This is a genomic window from Pseudoxanthomonas japonensis (genome assembly GCF_010093445.1).
Classification (GTDB): Bacteria; Pseudomonadota; Gammaproteobacteria; order Xanthomonadales; family Xanthomonadaceae; genus Pseudoxanthomonas_A; species Pseudoxanthomonas_A japonensis.
On record NZ_PDWW01000001.1, the window covers coordinates 289,032 to 306,901 of the forward strand.

A 17,870-nucleotide genomic window follows, 5' to 3' on the forward strand; every position below is an offset into this window, starting at 1 on the left:
CACAATCCGTCGCGCATGCCTTGCCCCGACCGCCCGCCGTCCGCCGCCGAGTACGCCACCGTCGCGTGCGCGGCGGACGCGCATGCAGGTGATGGACGCACGCCATGAGCCAGCGCTTCGCCCGCGCGCTGGCGCTGTTCGACGATTGCGTGGCGCTGCCTGCGGCGGCGCGTTCCGCCTTCCTCGCCGACTTGGCCGACCGGGATCCGGAAACCCATCGCGCCCTGACGACCTTGCTCGATTCGGACGGCACGCTGCAGGACGCCGGCGAGCACGACCCGCTGCCGTTCGCCTCGCTCGACGCCCTGCATCGGGACACCCTCACGGCCGGCGGGCAGGAAGCCGCGCCCCACGGGTCGGCCGAAGCCGACGCCCGGGTCGGCAGCCGGTTGGGGCCATGGCGGATCGAGCGCGCGCTGGAATCCGGCGGCATGGGCACGGTGTACGAAGCCTGGCGCGACGACGGGCAGTACCAGCAGCGCGTCGCACTGAAGTGCATGCGCGGCGAACTGACCTCGCCACGCCTGATCGAGAGTTTCCGCCGCGAGCGGGAAGCGCTGGCGGCCCTGGACCATCCGGGGATCGCCACGCTGTTCGATGGCGGCATCGAAGCCGGCGGGTATCCGTGGTTCGCGATGCGCTACGTGCAGGGCGCGCAGATGGACGCCTGGTGCGACGCGCGCACCGCCAGCCTGCGCACGCGTGTCGCGTTGCTCGTGCAGGTGTGCGACGCGCTGGTCTACGCCCACCAGCGGCAGGTACTGCACCAGGACATCAAGCCGTCCAACCTGATGGTGACCGACGAGGGCCAGGTGCAGGTGCTCGATTTCGGCCTGACCGCCTCGCTGGCCGCCTCCGACGCCGTGCCGCGCCTGGCGGCTTCGGATGGCTACACCGCGCCCGAGGCGCTGTCGGGCGCGCTTCCGGCCGTGACCATGGATGTCTGGTCGATGGGCGTGCTGATGTACCGGCTGCTGGCCGGGGCGCTGCCGCACGCGTCGACGCGCCTGCTCTCGACCGTCCTGTCGCAGGACAAGGACCAGGCGCCCCGGATGTCGCAGCTGGCGGAACAGGGCGCAGCGGCGCAGGCGCAGTGCCGCGGATTCGGCACGCCCCGCGCGCTCGCCCGGGCGCTGTCGGGCGACCTGGACGCCATCGCGGCGCGCTGCATCGCACGCACGCCGGGACAGCGCTATGCCTCGATCGACGCGCTGCGCGACGACCTGCAGGCGTGGCTGGAGCGGCGCCCGGTCGAGGCCCGTGGCGGTGGCGCGGCCTACCGGGGCCTGCGCCTGCTGGCCCGGCATCGGCTGGCCGCTCTGCTGACGGCGCTGACGCTGTGCGTCGCGGCCGTCAGCCTGGGCATGCTGGTCCGGCAGGAGCGCAGTGCGGCCCACGAGACCGCGTCCAATCTCGCGCTGTCGCAGGTATTCGAACGGATGCTGGGCAACGCCACCCTGTCCGGACTGGGCGACACCCCGATGTCGTCGGGCGCCCTGCTCGAGGACACGGAACGCCAGGTCCGCGCGCTTCCGCTGCAGGACCACCCGGTGGTCCTCGCGCGCGGCCTGTCGATGCTGGCCCGCAACTACAGCGTGGTGGGCGACTACGACCGCGCCACGCGACTGGCCGCAGAAGCCGCCCGCCTGCAGGGCGACGATCCGTCCGGCCTCGCCACCGCGCAGGCGACCCTCGCCGCCCTGCTCAACCTGCGGGGCAGACCGCGCGACGCACAGGCCGCCGCGCAGGAGGGACTGCGCGAAATGGCCGGTGCGGACATCCTGCCGCCACGCCTGCAACTGCTGACCGAACTGGCGCGCAGCCGCTGGGACCTGGGCGAACACGATCTCGCACGGCACACGCTGGACCAGGCACTGGCGCTCGCCGGGGATGGCCATCTGCCGTCCGCGCAGGCGGAACTGCTGACGCTGCGCGGCTACTGGAACACCCGCCTGGTCCGCTTCGCGCAGGCGGACGACGACCTGCGCCGCGCCATTGCACTCGCCGCCCCGGCCTACCCCCTGGTCGCCAACGAGGCCCGCCGTCTCCTGGCGCAGAACCTGCTGGTGCAGGAGCGCATCGACGAAGGCCGCCGGATCGCGGAAGCACTGCTGGCCGACTATCGGCTGCGATTGGGGGATTCGCATCCGCTGGTGGGCCGCGCATGGCGCGTATTGGCCAACCTGCAGTGCACGGGCGGGCAGCTGGAGGCCTGTGCGGTGTCCATCGACCAGGCCGAACGGATCGTCCGGCTGCATTTCGGCGAACAACACCCGGAGTTCGCCGATGTCCTGCGCGTGCGATCGCTGCTGGGCGTATTCGGACAGTCCGGTCAGGCTGGCGTCATCCCGGCTCTGCGGCGTGCGGAAGCGCTGCTGCTCGCGGCCTACCCGCCGCAACACGAGACGATAGTGCGCATCCGCCTGATGCTGGCCCGGCGCCTGCTGTCTGCCAATCCAAAGGAAAGAAACGAATCCATCGCCCTGATGCGGACGGTGATGGCCGACCACGCGAAAGGTCGGCTGAGTCCCCAGCCGATCCACCGGATCACGCTGGCGGAGGGACTGCTGAAGCGCGCCGGCGCCGGCGACCTGCAGGAGGCACGTGCGCTCGTCGAACAGAACGAGGCCGCCCTGCGCGCCTACCCGCCTGCCTACAGCATGGTGTTCTACAACCGCTACCTGCTCGCCTACCTGACCGACCGGGGCGGCGATCCGGCACTGGCCGATACGCTGCTCGCGCGCCTGGCGACCGATATCGGAGAGAACCCGGCGACGACCAACAACCGTTTCGTCCTGCGCGACACCCTGATGTTGCGGGCGATGATCGCGCTGCGTCGCGGCGACGCGCCTGCGGCGCGAACCCTGCTGGCCGACGCCGTGACGCGCGCGGAGGCCATGTTCGGACCGGACCACCAGGCCTCACGCAGGGCGCGCGCGCAACTCGATGCGCTGGACAACACGGGAACCTTCGAGTTGCTGCGCTGACACGCTCCGCGTCAGCGATGGTCGCCGTCGAGGTAGTACCAGCGCCCGTCCAGGCGCAGGAACCGGCTCCGTTCCTGCATGCGCACCGCCCGGCCGCCACCGACGCGGTAGCGCGCGACGAACTCGACCTCGGCGGTATCCGGCCCGATGACGTGGTGCGCCTTCACCGTCAGGCCCAGCCAGGTGGTTTTCGGTTCGCCCGGCGCGTCGAGGCCGAGTTCGCCCGGCCGCGTGTCCGCATGCCAGGTGGCGCGCAGGTAGCCCGCATCGCCGAGCACGTAGGCGCTGTAGCGCGAGCGCATCAGGGTTTCGGCGTCCGGCGCGGGTTCACCACCGTGGTAGCGGCTGCAGCAGGCGGCGTAGTCGCGGCCGGTGCCGCAGGGGCACAGGGTCATGCTTGGGCACCTCCTGTGGGAGCGACGCAAGTCGCGATCGGCCTCCGCGGTGGTTCATCGCGACTCACGTCGCTCCCACACCGGTCAGCAGGCAGTCCCGCACTCAACGCCTGCCGTGACCCGTCTCGATGAAGCGCAGGAACTCGGCGCGCGTGCGCGCGTCCTCGCGGAAGGTGCCCAGCATCTTGCTGGTCACCATGCTGACGCCGCGCTTGTGCACGCCGCGCGTGGTCATGCATTCGTGCGCGCCGTCGACGACGACGGCCACACCGCGCGGCTGCAGCACGTCCTGGATGCACTGCGCGATCTGCGCGGTCATCTTCTCCTGCACCTGGAAGCGGCGGGCGTACACGTCGACCACGCGCGCCAGCTTGCTGATGCCCACCACCTTGCCGTCGGGCAGGTAGCCCACGTGCGCGCGGCCGATGATCGGTGCCATGTGGTGCTCGCAGTGGCTTTCGAACTCGATGTCGCGCAGCACGATCATCTCGTCGTAGCCGGCGACTTCCTCGAACGTGCGCGCCAGGTACTCGCGCGGATCCATCTGGTAGCCGCTGAACCAATCGCGGTAGGCCTTGGCAACGCGCTTCGGCGTATCCAGCAGGCCTTCGCGCGAGGGATCCTCGCCCGCCCATTCGAGCAGCACGCGCACGGCGTCCTCGGCCTGCGCCTGGCTGACCTTGCCGGATTTGTCGTCGGACTGGCTCATCGCGTGGATTCCTGCGGGGGGCGTGGAGGATAACGCATCTGTCTTGCCGACCCTCTACGGAGCTGGCGACCCGGCGGATGCGGATCGGCCACCTTGCCCGATGCGGCGTCCCGCCGTCCGGCACTCGCCAAGCCGCGCGCACGGGCGCACCCTATGCGCCGGTCCACCACCGTGACGGGCGATCCCGTCATCTCCCCGTAGTACCTGTCCCGGAGTTCCTCCATGCTGCGTACGCTGTTGCTCTCCTCCGCCATCGCCGTCGCCCTGTCCGCCTGCGGCGACCGCCCTGCTGCCGAATCCGCCATGCCCGCCACCGCCGCCACGCCCGCCGAAAGCGCGAATCCCCTGCTCACCGCCAGCGCGCTGCCGTTCCAGGCGCCGCCGTTCGACAGGATCAAGGATGCCGACTACCAGCCGGCCATCGAGGAAGGCATGCGCCAGCACCTCGCCGAGGTGCGCACCATCGCCGACAACGCCGAGCCGGCCACGTTCGCCAACACGTTCGAAGCGCTGGAGCGCAGCGGCACGTTGCTGACCCGCGCGACCACGGTGTTCTTCGCCATGACCGGCGCCAACACCAATCCCGCGCTGCAGGCCGCCGAAGAAGCGCTGGCGCCGAAGCTGGCCGAGCACAGCGACAGCATCCACCTGGATCCGAAACTGTTCGCCCGCGTGAAGGCGGTCTACGACCAGCGCGACACGCTCGGCCTGACGCCCGAGCAGAAGACCGTGGTCGAACACACCTACGACGGCTTCGTGCGCGCAGGCGCGCAGCTCTCCGACACCGACAAGGCCGAGCTCCGCACGCTCAACAGCGAGGAGTCCTCGCTGACCACCGCGTTCGGCAACAAGCTGCTCGCCGCCGGCAATGCCGGTGGCGTGTTCGTCACCGACAAGGCGAAGCTCGACGGCATGGACGAGGGCGCGATCGCCGCTGCGGCCGATGCCGCCAAGGCCGCGGGCAAGGACGGCCAGTGGCTGCTGAGCCTGCAGAACACCACCCAGCAGCCGCCGCTCGGCTCGCTGAAGGATCGCGCGCTGCGCGAGCAGCTGATGGCCGCGTCGCTGGGACGCGCCGAGAAGGGCGACGCCAACGACACCCGCGCGACCATCCAGCGCCTGGCCGAACTGCGCGCGCGCAAGGCGCAGCTGCTGGGCTTCCCGAACTATGCCGCCTACAGCATCGCCGACCAGATGGCCGGCACGCCCGAGGTCGCACTGAAGCTGCTCACCGACACCGTGCCCGCCGCCACCGCGCGTGCACGCGCCGAGCTGGCGAAGATCCAGGGCGTGGTCGATGCGCAGAAGGGCGGCTTCACCGCCGGCGCGGCCGACTGGGACTTCTACGCCGAACAGGTGCGCAAGGCCGAGTTCGATCTGGACGAGTCGCAGATCAAGCCCTACTTCGAACTGGACCGCGTGCTGAAGGACGGCGTGTTCTTCGCCGCGCACGAGCTGTACGGCATCACCGCCAAGGAGCGCAAGGACATCCCGGTCTACCACCCGGACGTGCGCGTGTTCGACATCATGGACGCCGACGGCAAGCAGCTGGCGCTGTTCTACCTGGATCCGTTCAAGCGCGAGAGCAAGCAGGGCGGCGCGTGGATGGGCAACTTCGTCGAGCAGAACGGCCTGACCGGCGACATCCCGGTGGTCTACAACGTGGAGAACTTCACCAAGCCCGCCGCCGGCCAGCCCGCGCTGCTGAGCTTCGACGACGTCACCACGCTGTTCCACGAGTTCGGTCATGCGCTGCACGGCTTCTTCTCGAAGACGCAGTACCCCAGCGTGGCCGGCACCAACACGCCGCGCGACTTCGTCGAGTTCCCGTCGCAGTTCAACGAGCACTGGGCGCTGGACCCGAAGGTGTTCGCCAACTACGCCAAGCACCACCAGACCGGCGAGGCCATGCCGCAGGCGCTGGTCGACAAGATCGTCAAGGCGCGCACCTTCAACCAGGGCTATGCGACCACCGAGTACCTGTCGGCCGCCCTGCTGGACCTGGCATGGCACACCCTGCCGGCCGGCAGCGGCAAGCAGGACGTGGACGCCTTCGAGAAGCAGGCGCTGGCCAAGTACAAGGTCGACCTGGCGGCCGTGCCGCCGCGCTACCGCACCAGCTACTTCAGCCACATCTGGGGCGGTGGCTACGCGGCGGGTTACTACGCCTACTTCGGCGCGGAAGTGCTGGACCATGACGCGTTCCAGTGGTTCCGCGAGCACGGCGGCCTGACCCGCGAGAACGGCCAGATTTTCCGCGACAAAGTGCTGTCGATCGGCCACTCGCGCGACCTCGCCACCGCCTACCGCGAATTCCGCGGCAAGGATCCCAGCGTCGAGCCGCTGCTGGAGCATCGCGGCCTGAAGTAAGCACGCGCTGCTTCGGCGACATGAAGAAGGCCCGCTTGCGCGGGCCTTCTTCTTGCCTGCATGCCTGTGCGCGGATGAAGCCCGACGATTTGTCCTACATGGGTGTACGCACTAGAGTCGGCGGCATGCATCGACACCACGATCATCCGGGAGCACAGGCGATGACGGACACCTCCGTCGGCAGGCAGGATACCGAGCGCCGTCGCATTCGGCTGCACCTGCTGGGCTTCCTGCTGTTCGCCCCCCTTCTGGCCTGTGCAGGCCCCGAGCTGACACCGGGCTATTCGCGGGACGCGGTGCAGCCTGTTGTCGTGCAGGCGGGCACTGCCGGCGAAGCGCGGATCCGCTTCGTATCGCCACCGGAAACCCTCTACTACGCGGCCGGCGTGTCCTACCGTGTGACGAGTGATGCGCTGCAGGTCGTCATCGACCGCTGCCCCATCCACGGCGACTGCACAACGATGGCGAAAGGAACGCTGCTCGACGACGGGCGCACGACGGAGGTCAGCGTGCCGATCGATGGCAGGCGTCTTGTCATGCTGCATACCGACGGCGAGCAACCACTCCCGTAACCTCGTCTTGCCCTCCCTCGTGGCAGCATCGTGCACGTCGCAGGCACGCAGGCTCCCCGCATGAAGTTGCTGATCATCACCTGCGGCACCGAGGGCGATACGCGTCCGCTGGCCGCACTCGGCCATGCGCTGATGCAGTCCGGACATGAGGTCGAACTGCTCGGCGACGCGAACACGCTTGGCATCGCGCAGGTGCTCGGCGTACCGGCACGCGCACTGGCTGGCGACATCCGCGCGACGATCGCCGTCGAAGGCGCCATGCGCGAGATCACCCGCAATCTCGCGCGCCTCGCCATCGCCCATAGCAGCGATTGGCTGCAGCAGGCCATCGACGCCGGCCGCGGGTGCGACGCGATCATCGTCTCGGGACTGGCGGTCTTCGCCGGGCTGTCGGCGGCCGAGGCACTGCGCGTGCCGGCGATCGGCGCGATGCTGATTCCGATATCGCCCACGTCCGCGTTCGCCTCGCCGTTCCTGCCGTTCACGCCGCCGCGCCTGTTCAATCGCGCCAGCCACACGCTGTTCGGGCAGCTCAGCTGGCGGCTGTTCCGCAACGCGACGAACCGGGCACGCGCGCAGGCAGGATTGCCGCCACGGCGTGCGCTGTGGGCCGATCATCCGATGCTCTACGGCGTGTCGCCCACCCTGGTGCCGCGTCCCGACGATTGGCCGGACAACGCGCATGTCTGCGGCCAATGGGTACCGCCGCTGGCGGCCACGTTCACGCCGCCGGACGATCTGCTCGCGTTTCTCGATGCCGGCGAGCCGCCGGTCTATGTCGGCTTCGGCAGCATGGCCGGCTTCGACAATGCACGCCTCGTGGACGCCGTGGCCGGTGCGCTCGGCACGCGGCGCGCGTTGTTCAATGCAGGCTGGACCGGCATCGACACGACCATGTTGCCTGGGAATTTCCATGCGATCGGCCACGTGCCGCACGACTGGCTGCTGCCGCGCTGCGCACTGGCGATCCACCATGGAGGCTCCGGTACCACGCACTCCGCCTGCCGTGCCGGCATCCCCTCGGTCATCGTGCCGTTCGCAGGCGACCAGTTCTTCTGGAACGCGCGGCTGCGCGATGCCGGGGTGATGGCGCATGCGCTGAAGGGCGCGTCGATCACGGCCAGCAACCTCCGCGAAGCGGTCACCTTCGCCGGCAGCCAGGGCGCGCGCTGCCGGGCCGCGGACTTGGGTCACCGTATGCAGCGTGAAGACGGCTGCGCTGCAGCCGTCGCCCAGGTGGAGCGCTACGCCCGCCGATGACGGTGGCGTGCCGCCTCAGTCCGCCGCGACCGGCGCACCCATGTTGCCCTTGCTGTACATGCCCGAGCGGTCGAAGCAGCAGGCGCGGCGCTTGCCGGACGCCAGCATGTCGCAGGCGGTGGCGATGCGCTTCACGCGCGTCTCGGCTTTCTTGCCGGACGTCATCCAGTGGATCCAGTCGCGGCGCGCGACCGGCGTCAGCGTCGTCCACACCGCTTTCGCCTCCGGGGCCGCGGCGAGCGCCTTGCGGATATCGGGCGGCACCGCAGGTTCGGGTTCTTCCTCCACCGGTGCAACGACCAGTTCAACGGTGTCGCCCGTGGCAACGCCGGCCGCCTCGCGCAGCGTCTTCTCGACCTTCAGCCAGTGGCTGCCTTCGCCATCGGGTTCCAGCGTGGCCTGGAACGGTTGGCCCGCGAACGTGCCCTCGACCGTCGTCATGCTGCGCGCCGGCAGCTTCGCGCTGGCCGCTTTCGGCAACACCAGGAACGTCCACGTCGCGCCTTTCGGCTCGGCGGGACGTTTCAGTGGGGCGGTAAAGCAGATGGATGCGCTCATGCGCCGATGGTAGCGCGGGCACGGTCCACAGGGTGTTGCCGGTTCCGGCTTGTGAACACGGTGCATCCACGCCCGTCACGCGATGTTTCCCCTGGCCTGCCTAGAACGGACATGTCCCCGCGAGCCGAGGAGCCGGCCATGTCCCACATCCAGCACAATGACGAGGTGCTGCCCCAGGCGGTCGACGCGGTCGCGGTCGACCCCGCGCTGCTGAATTTCGGCATCGATGTTTTCCAGGCGGTGATGAACGGCGCGATGCCGATCGCCGAATACGACGGCGACAATCTCGCCTGCACCGGCATGAACGCGATCGCGCGACAGATCGGCGGGCATGGCCTGACGCTGGAGGAAGAAGCGTCGCTCGTGCTGCGCGTCGTCGCGTTCGGCGACCTGGTCAGCCAGGCCGAGGGCGACAGCCGCACTGCCGCCCATGTCGGCGTCTCCACCGACGGCTACCGGATAACGCCCGCCTTCCTGCACGCAGCCGCCAGCGCCGACATCGTGCGTCGCGTCGACGGCAGTTTCGGCTACGACCTCGACAGCGTGGCGGGGCGCCTGGTGCACTGAGGCATCAGGGTCTGCCCGCGGGGCGCTCGTCGCCATCGGCGGTGTAGGCCGGCGGCGCGTAGAAGTTCACCGTCTTCAACGGCGTTCGACCGGTAGCGCGGATCTCGTGACGCTCGCCGCGCTCGATCAGCAGCAGGCTGCCGGCGCGCAACGCACGGCGCGTGCCCTCGACGATGGCCACACCGGTGCCCTCGGCCACGTACAGCCACTGGTCTGCCCCGCGATGGCGGTTGTCCGGTCCGCCTTCCTTGCCACCTGGCGCGATGACCATCTGCGCCGCCTGCACGCCATTGGCTTCGAAGAGAGGCAGGAAGCCGATACCCATGCGGAGATGTCGGGATTTCATAGCGCCGTCGATCGGCCAGGGAGGCTTGCAGCATCGACGGCGGCGCGTGCACGGGCCGTCAATGCATCGATCACCCACGCCCGGCCACGGTGGCCCGAGTCGCCCAGGGAATCCGGGGTGGTCTGCCATGGACGGTGTCCGAGCCCCGGGTGCGCTTCGCTTGCCCGGGCTACGACGGGTGTCGCGGCTCCATCTCCACCTGCGTCAGATACAACCGCAGGTCGAACTCCAGCTGGTGGTAGTCCGGTTCCATGTGCGTGCACAGCTGGTAGAAGGCCTTGTTGTGGTCGGCTTCCTTCAGGTGCGCGAGTTCGTGCACGGCGATCATCCTGAGGAAGTCGGCCGGCGCGTCGCGGAACACGGTGGCGATGCGGATTTCGCGGCTGGCCTTGAGCCGGCCGCCATGCGCGCGGGAGATCGCCGTGTGCGTGCCCAGCGCGTGCTTCATCACCTGCAGCGTGCTGTCGTAGACCACCTTGCCCAGCGGCACCGAGCGACGCAGGTACCGCTCCTTCAGCCCCTGCACGTAGTCGTACAGTTGGCCGTCGCTGCGTACCGCGTGCGGCTCGGCGTACTTCTTCGCCAGCATCGGCCGCAGCCCGTCCTGCGCGATCAGCGCGCGCACCTGCGCCTGCAGGTGGTCGGGATAACCGGCGAGGTACTTCAGCGGCTCCATCCGGGTGGGCGATGACCGTGGGGCGGGCGGGTATGATGCCGCGAAATCACCACGAAGCACGTACGCCATGGCGAAGGGAAATCCACTGCAGGAGCAGCTGCTGAAGGCCGGTCTGGTCAAGAAGTCGAAACTGGCCGAAGTCGCGCGCGAACAGAACAAGGCCCGCCACGGCAAGGGCCCGGCCGCACCGAACGACATCCAGCGCGACGCCGAACGCGCCCGCACCGAGAAGGCCGAGCGCGACCGCGCCCTGGAAGCCGAGCGCAAGGCGCAGGCCCGCAGCGCGGAACTGCGCGCGCAGGCGCTCCAGATCGTCGCCGACCGCAAGATCCCGCGCAGTGGCGAGCTGGAGTACCGCTTCACCGCCGACGGCGCCATTCGCACCGTGCTGGTCAACGACGACCTGAAGAAGAAGCTGGCTGCGGGCGCGCTGGTCATCGCCCGCATCGACGACCGTTACGAGCTTTTGCCACGCGTGGCGGCCGACAAGGTGCGTGAACGCGACCCCGGCATGATCGTGCTCGATCACGGCCAGCCGGCGGACGCGGCGGCCTCCACCTCGGAGGACGACGACTACTACGCGCAGTTCAAGGTCCCCGACGACCTGATGTGGTGATGGCGGGCCTGCAAGGCCGGGCTTGACGGCTCCTGTAGGGTGGAAGGAAAGCCCCTGCGGAGACCGCCATGCAGCAGCACGAACTCGACGCCCTCTTCGACCAGCAGGCCGCCGGCTACGATGCCCGCTGGGTGCGCATGGCGCCGATCCGCGAAAGCCTGCTGTTCCTGATGGAGACCGTGTTCGCGGCGCTTCCGGAGGACGCGCACCTGCTATGCGTCGGCGCCGGCACAGGTGCGGAGATCGGACACCTGGCGCGACGCTTCCCGCGTTGGACCTTCCTTGCGCTGGACCCCTCCACGCAGATGATCGCCGCCTGCCGCGAACGCGCCGAGCGCGAAGGCTTTGCCGACCGCTGCGACTTCCATGCCGACGTGGTCGACACCCTGCCGGATGAAGCCGCATTCGACGGCGCCACCTGCCTGCTGGTCTCGCAGTTCCTGCTCGATCCCGCCATGCGCACCGCGTTCTTCGCATCGATCGCACGCCGCCTGCACCCCGGCGGCACGCTCGCGTGGGCCGACCTCGCCTGGGACACCGACGCCGCCGACTATCCGGCGATGCTGAAGCTGTGGATGGAAACCATGTCCGGCGCCGGCCTCGACGAGGCGGCACTCGAACAGATCCGCGCCAACTACGCGCGGGACGTCGCCATCCTGCCTCCGGACCGCGTCGCCGCGCTGGCGGAAGCCGGCGGCTTCCTGCCGCCACTGCGCTTTCACCAGGCCGGCATGATCCATGGGTGGTGCGCACGCACATCGCGGTAGTCTTGTCCGACCGCTGCCGCACCGCTTATGGAGATCCCATGCGCCTGACCTGCCTGTCGCTCGCGTTGTCGCTGCTGGTGTCGCCCGTCTTCGCGCAGGATGCGTCGACTGCGGTGTCGCCGCCGGTGGAAGACACCGGCACGCTGGCCGGCGCGCCCTATCGCATCGACATCCCGGCCGACTGGAACGGCGAACTCGTCGTGCTGGCGCACGGCTTCGAACCGCTCGGCGTACCCCGCGAAACACCGTGGCCGGCCGATCCCGCCACGTCGATGTTCACCTCCGGTGGCTACGCGGTGGCGCAGAGCGGCTACGCGACGCAGGGCTGGGCGGTGCGCGACGCCATCGCCGACAGCGAACGCCTGCGCGCGCATTTCGTGCAGCGGCATGGACAGCCGAAGAAGACGTGGATGGTCGGCATGTCGATGGGCGGCGGCATCGCCATCGCCAGCCTCGAACAGCAGGCCACGCACTACGACGGCGCGCTGTCGCTGTGCGGCGCCAACCTGCCGGGCGAGGTATTGGCCAACGAACTGTTTACCTCCCTGGTGGCGTTCGATGCGCTGTTCCCAGCGCGCGACGGCGAGGCTTTGCCCCGTCTCTCCGATCCCGTGGCGCCGGTCCTCGACCAGGGCGCGGTGATGGACCGCATCGACGCCGCCCTGCCGCGCGATCCTGCGGCGGCGCAGCGGCTCGCCGCCAAGCTGGAAGTGCCGGTCGACGCGCTTGCGGGCACGATCAGCCTGCACTACCTGGTCATCCGCGACCTGATGGCACGCGGCGGCGGCATGCCGGTGGACAACCGGCTGGTGCGCTACACCGGGTTCGGCGACGACGAAGCGTTCAACCGTCGCGTGCCGCGCTATGTCGGCGATGTGGCGGCGATGGACTATGTGGCCGCGGCGCCGGCGCTTTCAGGTCGGCCGCAGAAGCCGCTGGTGCTGCAGTACAACGCCGACGACCCAACCATCAATCCGCGCTTCCGCCCGCTGTATGCGCAGAAGGCACAGGGTGCCGACGTCCGCCCATTGACGCTGCCGGACGTGCCCGGCGGCCATTGCCGGTTCTCGGAAGCGCAGGTTCGCGAGGCGTTCCGTGTGCTGACTCAGTGGGTGGAGACGGGGACGCGACCGGGCGGCTGATCGCAGCCTTCCCGCGCAGGTGAGTATTCGCACACCGGTCAGGCACGCCGACCGGTGTGCTGCCAACTTACTTCGCGTACTGAGTTGCTTCCCTGGCCGCACGATCGATCGTGTCGGCGACCACCTTGGGCTGCGTCATGAAGACGGCGTGGCTGGCGGAGACCCTGGTGATGCGGGCTTCGATGCGCTCGGCCATGTGGATCAGCATCGCCTGGTCGAAGGCCTTGTCCTCGGTCGCGATCACCGCCCAGCTGGGCTTGCTGCGCCACGCTGCGTTCGTCAGCACGGTGCCGAAGGCCGACATGTTGATCGGCACCTGCGAGTCGCGCAGGAACGCGGCGTCTGCATCCGTCGTATCGTGTGCGAAGCCGGCCTTGAATTTCGCCGGGCTGATGAAGCCAAAACCATCGGCGCTGGTCTCGATGACGAACTCGGGCGTCGGCGCGAATCCGGTGTACTGCTGTGCCGTGGTTTCACCGGCATCCGGTGCCAGTGCCGACACATAGACCAGGCCGGCCACCTTGTCGTGCACGCCGGCCTCGGTGATGACCGTGCCGCCCCAGGAGTGTCCGACCAGGATGGCGGGACCGTCCTGGCGGTCGAGCACGCGCCTGGTTGCGGCCACATCGTCGGCGAGCGAGGTCAGCGGGTTCTGCACGATCGACACGCGATAGCCGCGCGCGGTCAGGTCGTCGTACACGGGGCGCCAACCGGACCCGTCGGCAAAGGCGCCATGCACCAGCACGACGTTCTTCACCTGGCCGCTGTCGCGGGCAGCGTCGGTGGCATGGGCGGCGGGGGACAGGCTGGCGGCCAGGGCGGCGGCGAGCAGGGCGGGGATGAGCTTGAACATGGTCGTTTCCTCGGGCGGTGGCGGTGGGTGCGGCGTCTTGGCCGGCAGGGCTACTTTGCCGCGGTTACCCGAACGATTGGTTGCGTCAAGTCCTGAAAAATTGATTCATCGTCCGTCGCCTGCCGGAACCTTCCTGGGCCTGCGTCAGCAGGCGGGCAGGTGCGGCGCGGGTCCGGGACGCACGGCCGACACAGCCGTTCGACGGAGCCGTTCGAGCGCTGGCGATGGTGGTATCGCCGGGCCCCGGTTTTCAGGAGGCCGCTCGGCGCTTGTCTGCCGTCGGAGGGTCTTGGTGCGAGAAGCGTGATGCTCTCCGGGAGGTCGAGTCGGAGGGCTGACGCTTCCTCGGGACGATCATGTCCGTCAGGAGGCGACGAGCGTCTGCGCCGCGCCGTTGCTGGCGCCGATCTCACCGATCATGGCGAGGTCGATCCCTTCGATGCAGGCGAGGTTGTAGCCGTACTCGGTGGGCACGCTGCGGCGCTGGTGGTGGGTGTAGATGCCGCACACGCTGCAGAACCAGTGTTTCGCGATCTTCGTGTTCCACTGGTAAAGGCTCAGCTTGTCTTCGCCGCGTGTGATGCGCAGGCGATCCAGGGTGACGCCGGCCATGATCGCGCCGCGACGACTGCACATGGAGCAGTTGCAGCGGCGGATGTTCTGGTGGCCATCGATGAGGTCGACCTCGAACTCGACGGCCTTGCAGTGGCAGGTGCCCTTTACCGTGTGCATGGAATGCTCCCGGGAGTCCCGGCGACAGGATGCGCGCGCGGCGCCTGCCCCATGGACTTGCCTATTTCTTCAGGCCCGCCACGACTTCGCGCACGCTGAGGCCCAGTTCGAGCTGGAGGCGGACGTACTCGCGCTCCTTGCGCGACAGGGCACGGCCCATCTCGATGCGCACGTCCTCGGCTTCCAGGATGCGCAGGATCCGCGGCATCGCCGAGCCGATGGCGTCCGGGCCGTAGCCCGCCTCGCGGAGGACGGAACTCAACATGGCTTCAATATCCATCGACGCACCGGGATCTCTCAAGGCGCTGCATTGTGCACCAGCAGGAAGGGGGCAGGGGTGCACCGGTTTGCACGGCCTTCATTCGTTCCCCGATGCGCAGGACGCGAACGCCCGGTGCCGCGTGGTGCGGCGGTCACGCGGCCGGCTCTCTCCATCGCGGGGCGGCTGGAGAATCTGATCTCGCCCGCGTCGCCCGGCGCGACGAACCGGCGAGAGCCACGGGCAATCGCTGGGTCGCCAGCCACGCATCCAGCTCCTGGCGCGGCATCGGCCGTGCGAACAGGTAGCCCTGGAAGTGGTCGCAGCCGAGTCGGATCAGCAGGTCGCGCTGGTCGATGGTTTCGACACCTTCGGTCAGCGCACTCATGCCCATGACATGCGAGATCTCGATGATCTTGCCGAGCAGCTGCTGGGCGCTTTCCTGCCGCGTCGCCTCGGCCAGGAACTGCCGGTCGATCTTCAGCTTGCGGACCGGCAGCGTTCGCAACGTCGCCAACGAGGAGTAGCCCGTTCCAAAGTCGTCGAGCGCCCAGGAAACGCCCGTGGACTCAAGCTGTTCCATCCGCTCGACCACTGCCGCGGTATCGGCGGACAACGCGGATTCGGTCAGCTCGAACTCCAGCAGTACCGGGTCGATGCCGGCGGCACGGATGATGGCGGACACCGACGATACCAGCGCCTCGTCCTGCAACTGCACGGGGCTGATGTTCACGGCCAGGCGAAGTGCCCGCGTCCGGGGGTCCGTCGACCAGTGCGCAAGCGTCTCGCAGGCCTGGCGCAGGACCTCCATTCCGATTTCGCGGATCAGCGTGCTTTCCTCCGCCAGGTGGATGAAGGCGTCGGGCGACAACAGTCTGCCGGAAGGGTGCCGCCAGCGGACCAGTGCCTCCGCACCGCTCACGATGCCGCTGCCGCGTACCTGCGGCTGGTAATGCACCTCGATTTCGCCGTTGCGGACGGCCCGTCCCAGTTCGCGCTCCATCCTCAGCCGCCTTCCGCTGTCGATGCGGTAGATGGCGAAGATCGCGGCCAGCAGCAACATCGAAATCGTCGTATTCGCCCTGGCTCCCCATGCGCGCACCTCGACCGGCGGCGAGATGCCGGGTGCGAGCGAGTCCAGTGCGCCCACCGCGAAGGCGGCGAAAGCACCCAGGCACACCAGAGGGAAGACCAGCGTCCCGTAGCGCTCGCGCCGCTCGAAGGTGAACGCAGCCCCGGCAGCGAGCGGCAGCAGGAACAGGTGGGCCGAACGAGGAACCCAGGCGATGGGTGCGTCGATCAGCGCGATGGCGCAGATGACCGCGAGAATCCCGTGCGCAACAAGAAGGATCGATGCGCCGTCGCTGCGCTTGCTGCGGTGGACGGCGAGCACGCCCACGCCCGTCAAGCCCACGAAGACCCACGACAGTTCGTGGCGTCCGAAGTAGAGATAGCAGAGTGTCCACGCCAGCCCAAGGCTGATGCATGCGACGCCCGCCAGCGTCAGGATGGCCGCCACTTTGCCTCTTCGCGATTCGCCTTGCGCGCTCATCCTGAGCGCATGCGAGTGCGCCAGCGCCTCGTCTCCTGATCTTCTCGGCATTCGTCGAAGCACCTCATGTCACGACCGCTGCCGCGCCATCCGCGCAGCCTGGAGGTGCGCCGACGTGCTACGCGTTGGGAGGGAGCGGAAAGAGCGCTCGGCAGCGCCGTTGAGGAAAGGGTAACAAAGGATCGGACCGCACCCGTAATGTCATTTTTCTGACGCGGCCGTCGTCAATTTATCGTCGAGTTGCAGGCGATGCGGAACGCCGTGATCCGCATGTGCGCGTTGCGTGCGAGAACAGCACAGGTCGTAAGCGACGCGCGATGGCGTGATGGCCGGCTGTGCTGCACACAGTCAGTCCAACCGTCCACAGCGGCCCGTCGATGGCATCGACGCATGTGTTGCCACCACGTTGCGGACCGTTGCGCATTCATGGGTGCGGACCACCACGCGATCTGCTGCAGGAGCGGATGCTGCCAAGCACGGTTGGGCGTCAGAGCGCATCAGCCGCACTTGCGTGCCGGCGTTGACGCCTTGGCATGCACGGAGTCCTTGCGACGCGCATCGAACGAAGGCCCAAGCGTTCACCGGCGTGGTAACGGAAGCGCAATGCGCAGGAACAGGATCAGCACGATGCGACAACCCTGGTCGAAGGATCCAGGCCGGCAGAACGACCGGAAGGGTCAGCAGGTACTGCTGCGCAAGTGCAACCGCAAGCGGGACCAGGCGCATTGATCCGTTCGCGAAGCGATGACGGAGAGCCCTGCAAGGGGCTCTCTTCGTTTGCAGCGTCTACTGTGTGCGGCGCGCAGGGCTCAGCGCCAGCTCGCCTTGCGCGAAGGCGGCGGTGGCGCGGGCGTAGGGTCGATCGTCGGCACCAGCAGCGACAGGCGCGCCTTGGCGTAGTCGCCGCTGCCTTCCACATCCAGCTTGCCGGCGCTGTTGGGATTGATCAGCGCCGTGTCGAGGAATACCTCCTCGCCGACCGCCACGCGGTGGCGCGCGCTGCACACCTTCGACGGCACCTGCAACACGCTGATGCCATCGCGCTGCCATTTGGTCTCCGGCGCCAGCCGCCGGACGATGGAGCCGTCCACCCACACATCCACCGAATCCGATTGCACCGACCGGCACTTGCCGATTCCGACATCAAAGGTCATGCACCCTCCTACAGGGCGGTATGCGTCAACGTGAAATGGAAACCGCGTGCTTCCAGCAACGCACGCATGCGCTTCTCTGCCGGTACGCGATGGAATTGCCGACCCGCCCACAGCCCGAAACACGGGCGCTCGCTCGCCTGGTGCCCGTGCGCCGATGGCCGTCGCGATACCGCGATGTCGGGCGACTCGCAGGCCGTCGCCCACATCGACCGCAGGTCGCCCGGACCGATGGACTGCTGCAACCCGAGATGGAGAATGAAGACCTGGACCTGCGAATTCGCCACCTACACCTCCTCGGCACGACACGGCGTCGCGTGGATGAAGCCGAGAGGAAGGGGATCGACCGGCGAAAGCG

The 17,870-nt window shown here is 68.6% G+C and carries 19 protein-coding genes; 8 read left to right on the top strand and 11 right to left on the bottom strand.

The features are described 5' to 3' along the window. Positions 1-104: 104 nt before the first annotated feature. Positions 105-2,987: a serine/threonine-protein kinase gene (locus tag CSC78_RS01260; RefSeq protein WP_162336089.1), complete on the top strand. Its 2,883-nt coding sequence runs from the start codon at positions 105-107 to the stop codon at positions 2,985-2,987. A gap of 11 nt (positions 2,988-2,998) precedes the next feature. Here the strand turns inward: CSC78_RS01260 and CSC78_RS01265 are convergent, their stop codons facing one another. Both CSC78_RS01265 and folE read right to left on the bottom strand, forming a co-directional pair. After that, entirely contained in the window at positions 2,999-3,382 is a 384-nt protein-coding gene (locus tag CSC78_RS01265; RefSeq protein ID WP_162336090.1) for a YchJ family protein, read from the bottom strand. Positions 3,383-3,485: 103 nt separating this feature from the next. After that, positions 3,486-4,091 carry a GTP cyclohydrolase I FolE gene (folE, locus tag CSC78_RS01270; protein WP_162336091.1) on the bottom strand — a complete coding sequence of 202 codons (606 nt, stop codon included), beginning with the start codon at positions 4,089-4,091 and terminating at the stop codon, positions 3,486-3,488. A 222-nt stretch (positions 4,092-4,313) separates the two neighbouring features. On the opposite strand from folE, the gene dcp reads away from it, so the two are divergent. The 3 genes from dcp to CSC78_RS01285 are packed head-to-tail and all read left to right on the top strand — an operon-like array spanning position 4,314 to position 8,293. After that, positions 4,314-6,461, top strand: coding sequence for a peptidyl-dipeptidase Dcp (dcp, locus tag CSC78_RS01275; RefSeq protein WP_162336092.1), 2,148 nt, complete (start codon positions 4,314-4,316; stop codon positions 6,459-6,461). 20 nt (positions 6,462-6,481) lie between these two features. Next, on the top strand, positions 6,482-7,033 hold the full coding sequence (locus CSC78_RS01280; protein ID WP_162336093.1) for a hypothetical protein: 552 nt from the start codon (positions 6,482-6,484) through the stop codon (positions 7,031-7,033). Between the two features lie 60 nt (positions 7,034-7,093). Then, positions 7,094-8,293 (top strand): glycosyltransferase, encoded by a 1,200-nt coding sequence (locus tag CSC78_RS01285; RefSeq protein WP_162336094.1) that lies wholly within the window; start codon positions 7,094-7,096, stop codon positions 8,291-8,293. A gap of 15 nt (positions 8,294-8,308) precedes the next feature. Here the strand turns inward: CSC78_RS01285 and CSC78_RS01290 are convergent, their stop codons facing one another. Continuing rightward, positions 8,309-8,851 (bottom strand): YdeI/OmpD-associated family protein, encoded by a 543-nt coding sequence (locus CSC78_RS01290; RefSeq protein WP_238391124.1) that lies wholly within the window; start codon positions 8,849-8,851, stop codon positions 8,309-8,311. A gap of 138 nt (positions 8,852-8,989) precedes the next feature. On the opposite strand from CSC78_RS01290, the gene CSC78_RS01295 reads away from it, so the two are divergent. After that, entirely contained in the window at positions 8,990-9,418 is a 429-nt protein-coding gene (locus CSC78_RS01295; protein WP_162336096.1) for a hypothetical protein, read from the top strand. Between the two features lie 4 nt (positions 9,419-9,422). Here the strand turns inward: CSC78_RS01295 and CSC78_RS01300 are convergent, their stop codons facing one another. After that, positions 9,423-9,764 (bottom strand): cupin domain-containing protein, encoded by a 342-nt coding sequence (locus CSC78_RS01300; protein WP_162336097.1) that lies wholly within the window; start codon positions 9,762-9,764, stop codon positions 9,423-9,425. Between the two features lie 169 nt (positions 9,765-9,933). Next, positions 9,934-10,440, bottom strand: coding sequence for a M48 metallopeptidase family protein (locus tag CSC78_RS01305; RefSeq protein WP_162336098.1), 507 nt, complete (start codon positions 10,438-10,440; stop codon positions 9,934-9,936). Positions 10,441-10,507: 67 nt separating this feature from the next. On the opposite strand from CSC78_RS01305, the gene CSC78_RS01310 reads away from it, so the two are divergent. From CSC78_RS01310 to CSC78_RS01320, 3 genes are all read left to right on the top strand, one after another. Beyond that, on the top strand, positions 10,508-11,056 hold the full coding sequence (locus tag CSC78_RS01310) for a DUF2058 domain-containing protein (protein ID WP_162336099.1): 549 nt from the start codon (positions 10,508-10,510) through the stop codon (positions 11,054-11,056). Positions 11,057-11,124: 68 nt separating this feature from the next. Continuing rightward, a complete protein-coding gene (locus tag CSC78_RS01315; RefSeq protein WP_162336100.1) occupies positions 11,125-11,823 on the top strand; it encodes a class I SAM-dependent methyltransferase in 699 nt (232 codons plus the stop codon). 38 nt (positions 11,824-11,861) lie between these two features. Further along, positions 11,862-12,965 (top strand): alpha/beta fold hydrolase, encoded by a 1,104-nt coding sequence (locus CSC78_RS01320; protein WP_162336101.1) that lies wholly within the window; start codon positions 11,862-11,864, stop codon positions 12,963-12,965. Between the two features lie 67 nt (positions 12,966-13,032). Here CSC78_RS01320 and CSC78_RS01325 read toward each other — a convergent pair whose 3' ends face one another. From CSC78_RS01325 to CSC78_RS01350, 6 genes are all read right to left on the bottom strand, one after another. Then, entirely contained in the window at positions 13,033-13,818 is a 786-nt protein-coding gene (locus CSC78_RS01325) for an alpha/beta fold hydrolase (protein ID WP_162336102.1), read from the bottom strand. Between the two features lie 363 nt (positions 13,819-14,181). After that, positions 14,182-14,550 (bottom strand): GFA family protein, encoded by a 369-nt coding sequence (locus tag CSC78_RS01330; protein ID WP_162336103.1) that lies wholly within the window; start codon positions 14,548-14,550, stop codon positions 14,182-14,184. Positions 14,551-14,611: 61 nt separating this feature from the next. Beyond that, positions 14,612-14,815 carry a polyprenyl synthetase gene (locus CSC78_RS01335; protein WP_238391125.1) on the bottom strand — a complete coding sequence of 68 codons (204 nt, stop codon included), beginning with the start codon at positions 14,813-14,815 and terminating at the stop codon, positions 14,612-14,614. 148 nt (positions 14,816-14,963) lie between these two features. Beyond that, complete coding sequence (locus CSC78_RS01340) at positions 14,964-16,208, bottom strand: EAL domain-containing protein (protein ID WP_202924089.1); 1,245 nt, start codon at positions 16,206-16,208, stop codon at positions 14,964-14,966. A 962-nt stretch (positions 16,209-17,170) separates the two neighbouring features. Next, complete coding sequence (locus tag CSC78_RS01345) at positions 17,171-17,515, bottom strand: hypothetical protein (RefSeq protein WP_162336105.1); 345 nt, start codon at positions 17,513-17,515, stop codon at positions 17,171-17,173. Between the two features lie 8 nt (positions 17,516-17,523). Continuing rightward, positions 17,524-17,799, bottom strand: a complete 276-nt coding sequence (locus CSC78_RS01350) for a hypothetical protein (RefSeq protein ID WP_162336106.1) — start codon at positions 17,797-17,799, stop codon at positions 17,524-17,526. Between the last annotated feature and the right edge of the window lie 71 nt (positions 17,800-17,870).

Bases quoted from the DNA above. Each gene is read 5' to 3' on its own strand.
- CSC78_RS01260 (WP_162336089.1), top strand. From the start codon at position 105: ATGAGCCAGCGCTTCGCCCGCGCGCTGGCGCTGTTCGACGATTGCGTG.
- CSC78_RS01265 (WP_162336090.1), bottom strand. From the start codon at position 3,382: ATGACCCTGTGCCCCTGCGGCACCGGCCGCGACTACGCCGCCTGCTGC.
- folE (WP_162336091.1), bottom strand. From the start codon at position 4,091: ATGAGCCAGTCCGACGACAAATCCGGCAAGGTCAGCCAGGCGCAGGCC.
- dcp (WP_162336092.1), top strand. From the start codon at position 4,314: ATGCTGCGTACGCTGTTGCTCTCCTCCGCCATCGCCGTCGCCCTGTCC.
- CSC78_RS01280 (WP_162336093.1), top strand. From the start codon at position 6,482: ATGAAGAAGGCCCGCTTGCGCGGGCCTTCTTCTTGCCTGCATGCCTGT.
- CSC78_RS01285 (WP_162336094.1), top strand. From the start codon at position 7,094: ATGAAGTTGCTGATCATCACCTGCGGCACCGAGGGCGATACGCGTCCG.
- CSC78_RS01290 (WP_238391124.1), bottom strand. From the start codon at position 8,851: ATGAGCGCATCCATCTGCTTTACCGCCCCACTGAAACGTCCCGCCGAG.
- CSC78_RS01295 (WP_162336096.1), top strand. From the start codon at position 8,990: ATGTCCCACATCCAGCACAATGACGAGGTGCTGCCCCAGGCGGTCGAC.
- CSC78_RS01300 (WP_162336097.1), bottom strand. From the start codon at position 9,764: ATGAAATCCCGACATCTCCGCATGGGTATCGGCTTCCTGCCTCTCTTC.
- CSC78_RS01305 (WP_162336098.1), bottom strand. From the start codon at position 10,440: ATGGAGCCGCTGAAGTACCTCGCCGGTTATCCCGACCACCTGCAGGCG.
- CSC78_RS01310 (WP_162336099.1), top strand. From the start codon at position 10,508: ATGGCGAAGGGAAATCCACTGCAGGAGCAGCTGCTGAAGGCCGGTCTG.
- CSC78_RS01315 (WP_162336100.1), top strand. From the start codon at position 11,125: ATGCAGCAGCACGAACTCGACGCCCTCTTCGACCAGCAGGCCGCCGGC.
- CSC78_RS01320 (WP_162336101.1), top strand. From the start codon at position 11,862: ATGCGCCTGACCTGCCTGTCGCTCGCGTTGTCGCTGCTGGTGTCGCCC.
- CSC78_RS01325 (WP_162336102.1), bottom strand. From the start codon at position 13,818: ATGTTCAAGCTCATCCCCGCCCTGCTCGCCGCCGCCCTGGCCGCCAGC.
- CSC78_RS01330 (WP_162336103.1), bottom strand. From the start codon at position 14,550: ATGCACACGGTAAAGGGCACCTGCCACTGCAAGGCCGTCGAGTTCGAG.
- CSC78_RS01335 (WP_238391125.1), bottom strand. From the start codon at position 14,815: ATGTTGAGTTCCGTCCTCCGCGAGGCGGGCTACGGCCCGGACGCCATC.
- CSC78_RS01345 (WP_162336105.1), bottom strand. From the start codon at position 17,515: ATGACCTTTGATGTCGGAATCGGCAAGTGCCGGTCGGTGCAATCGGAT.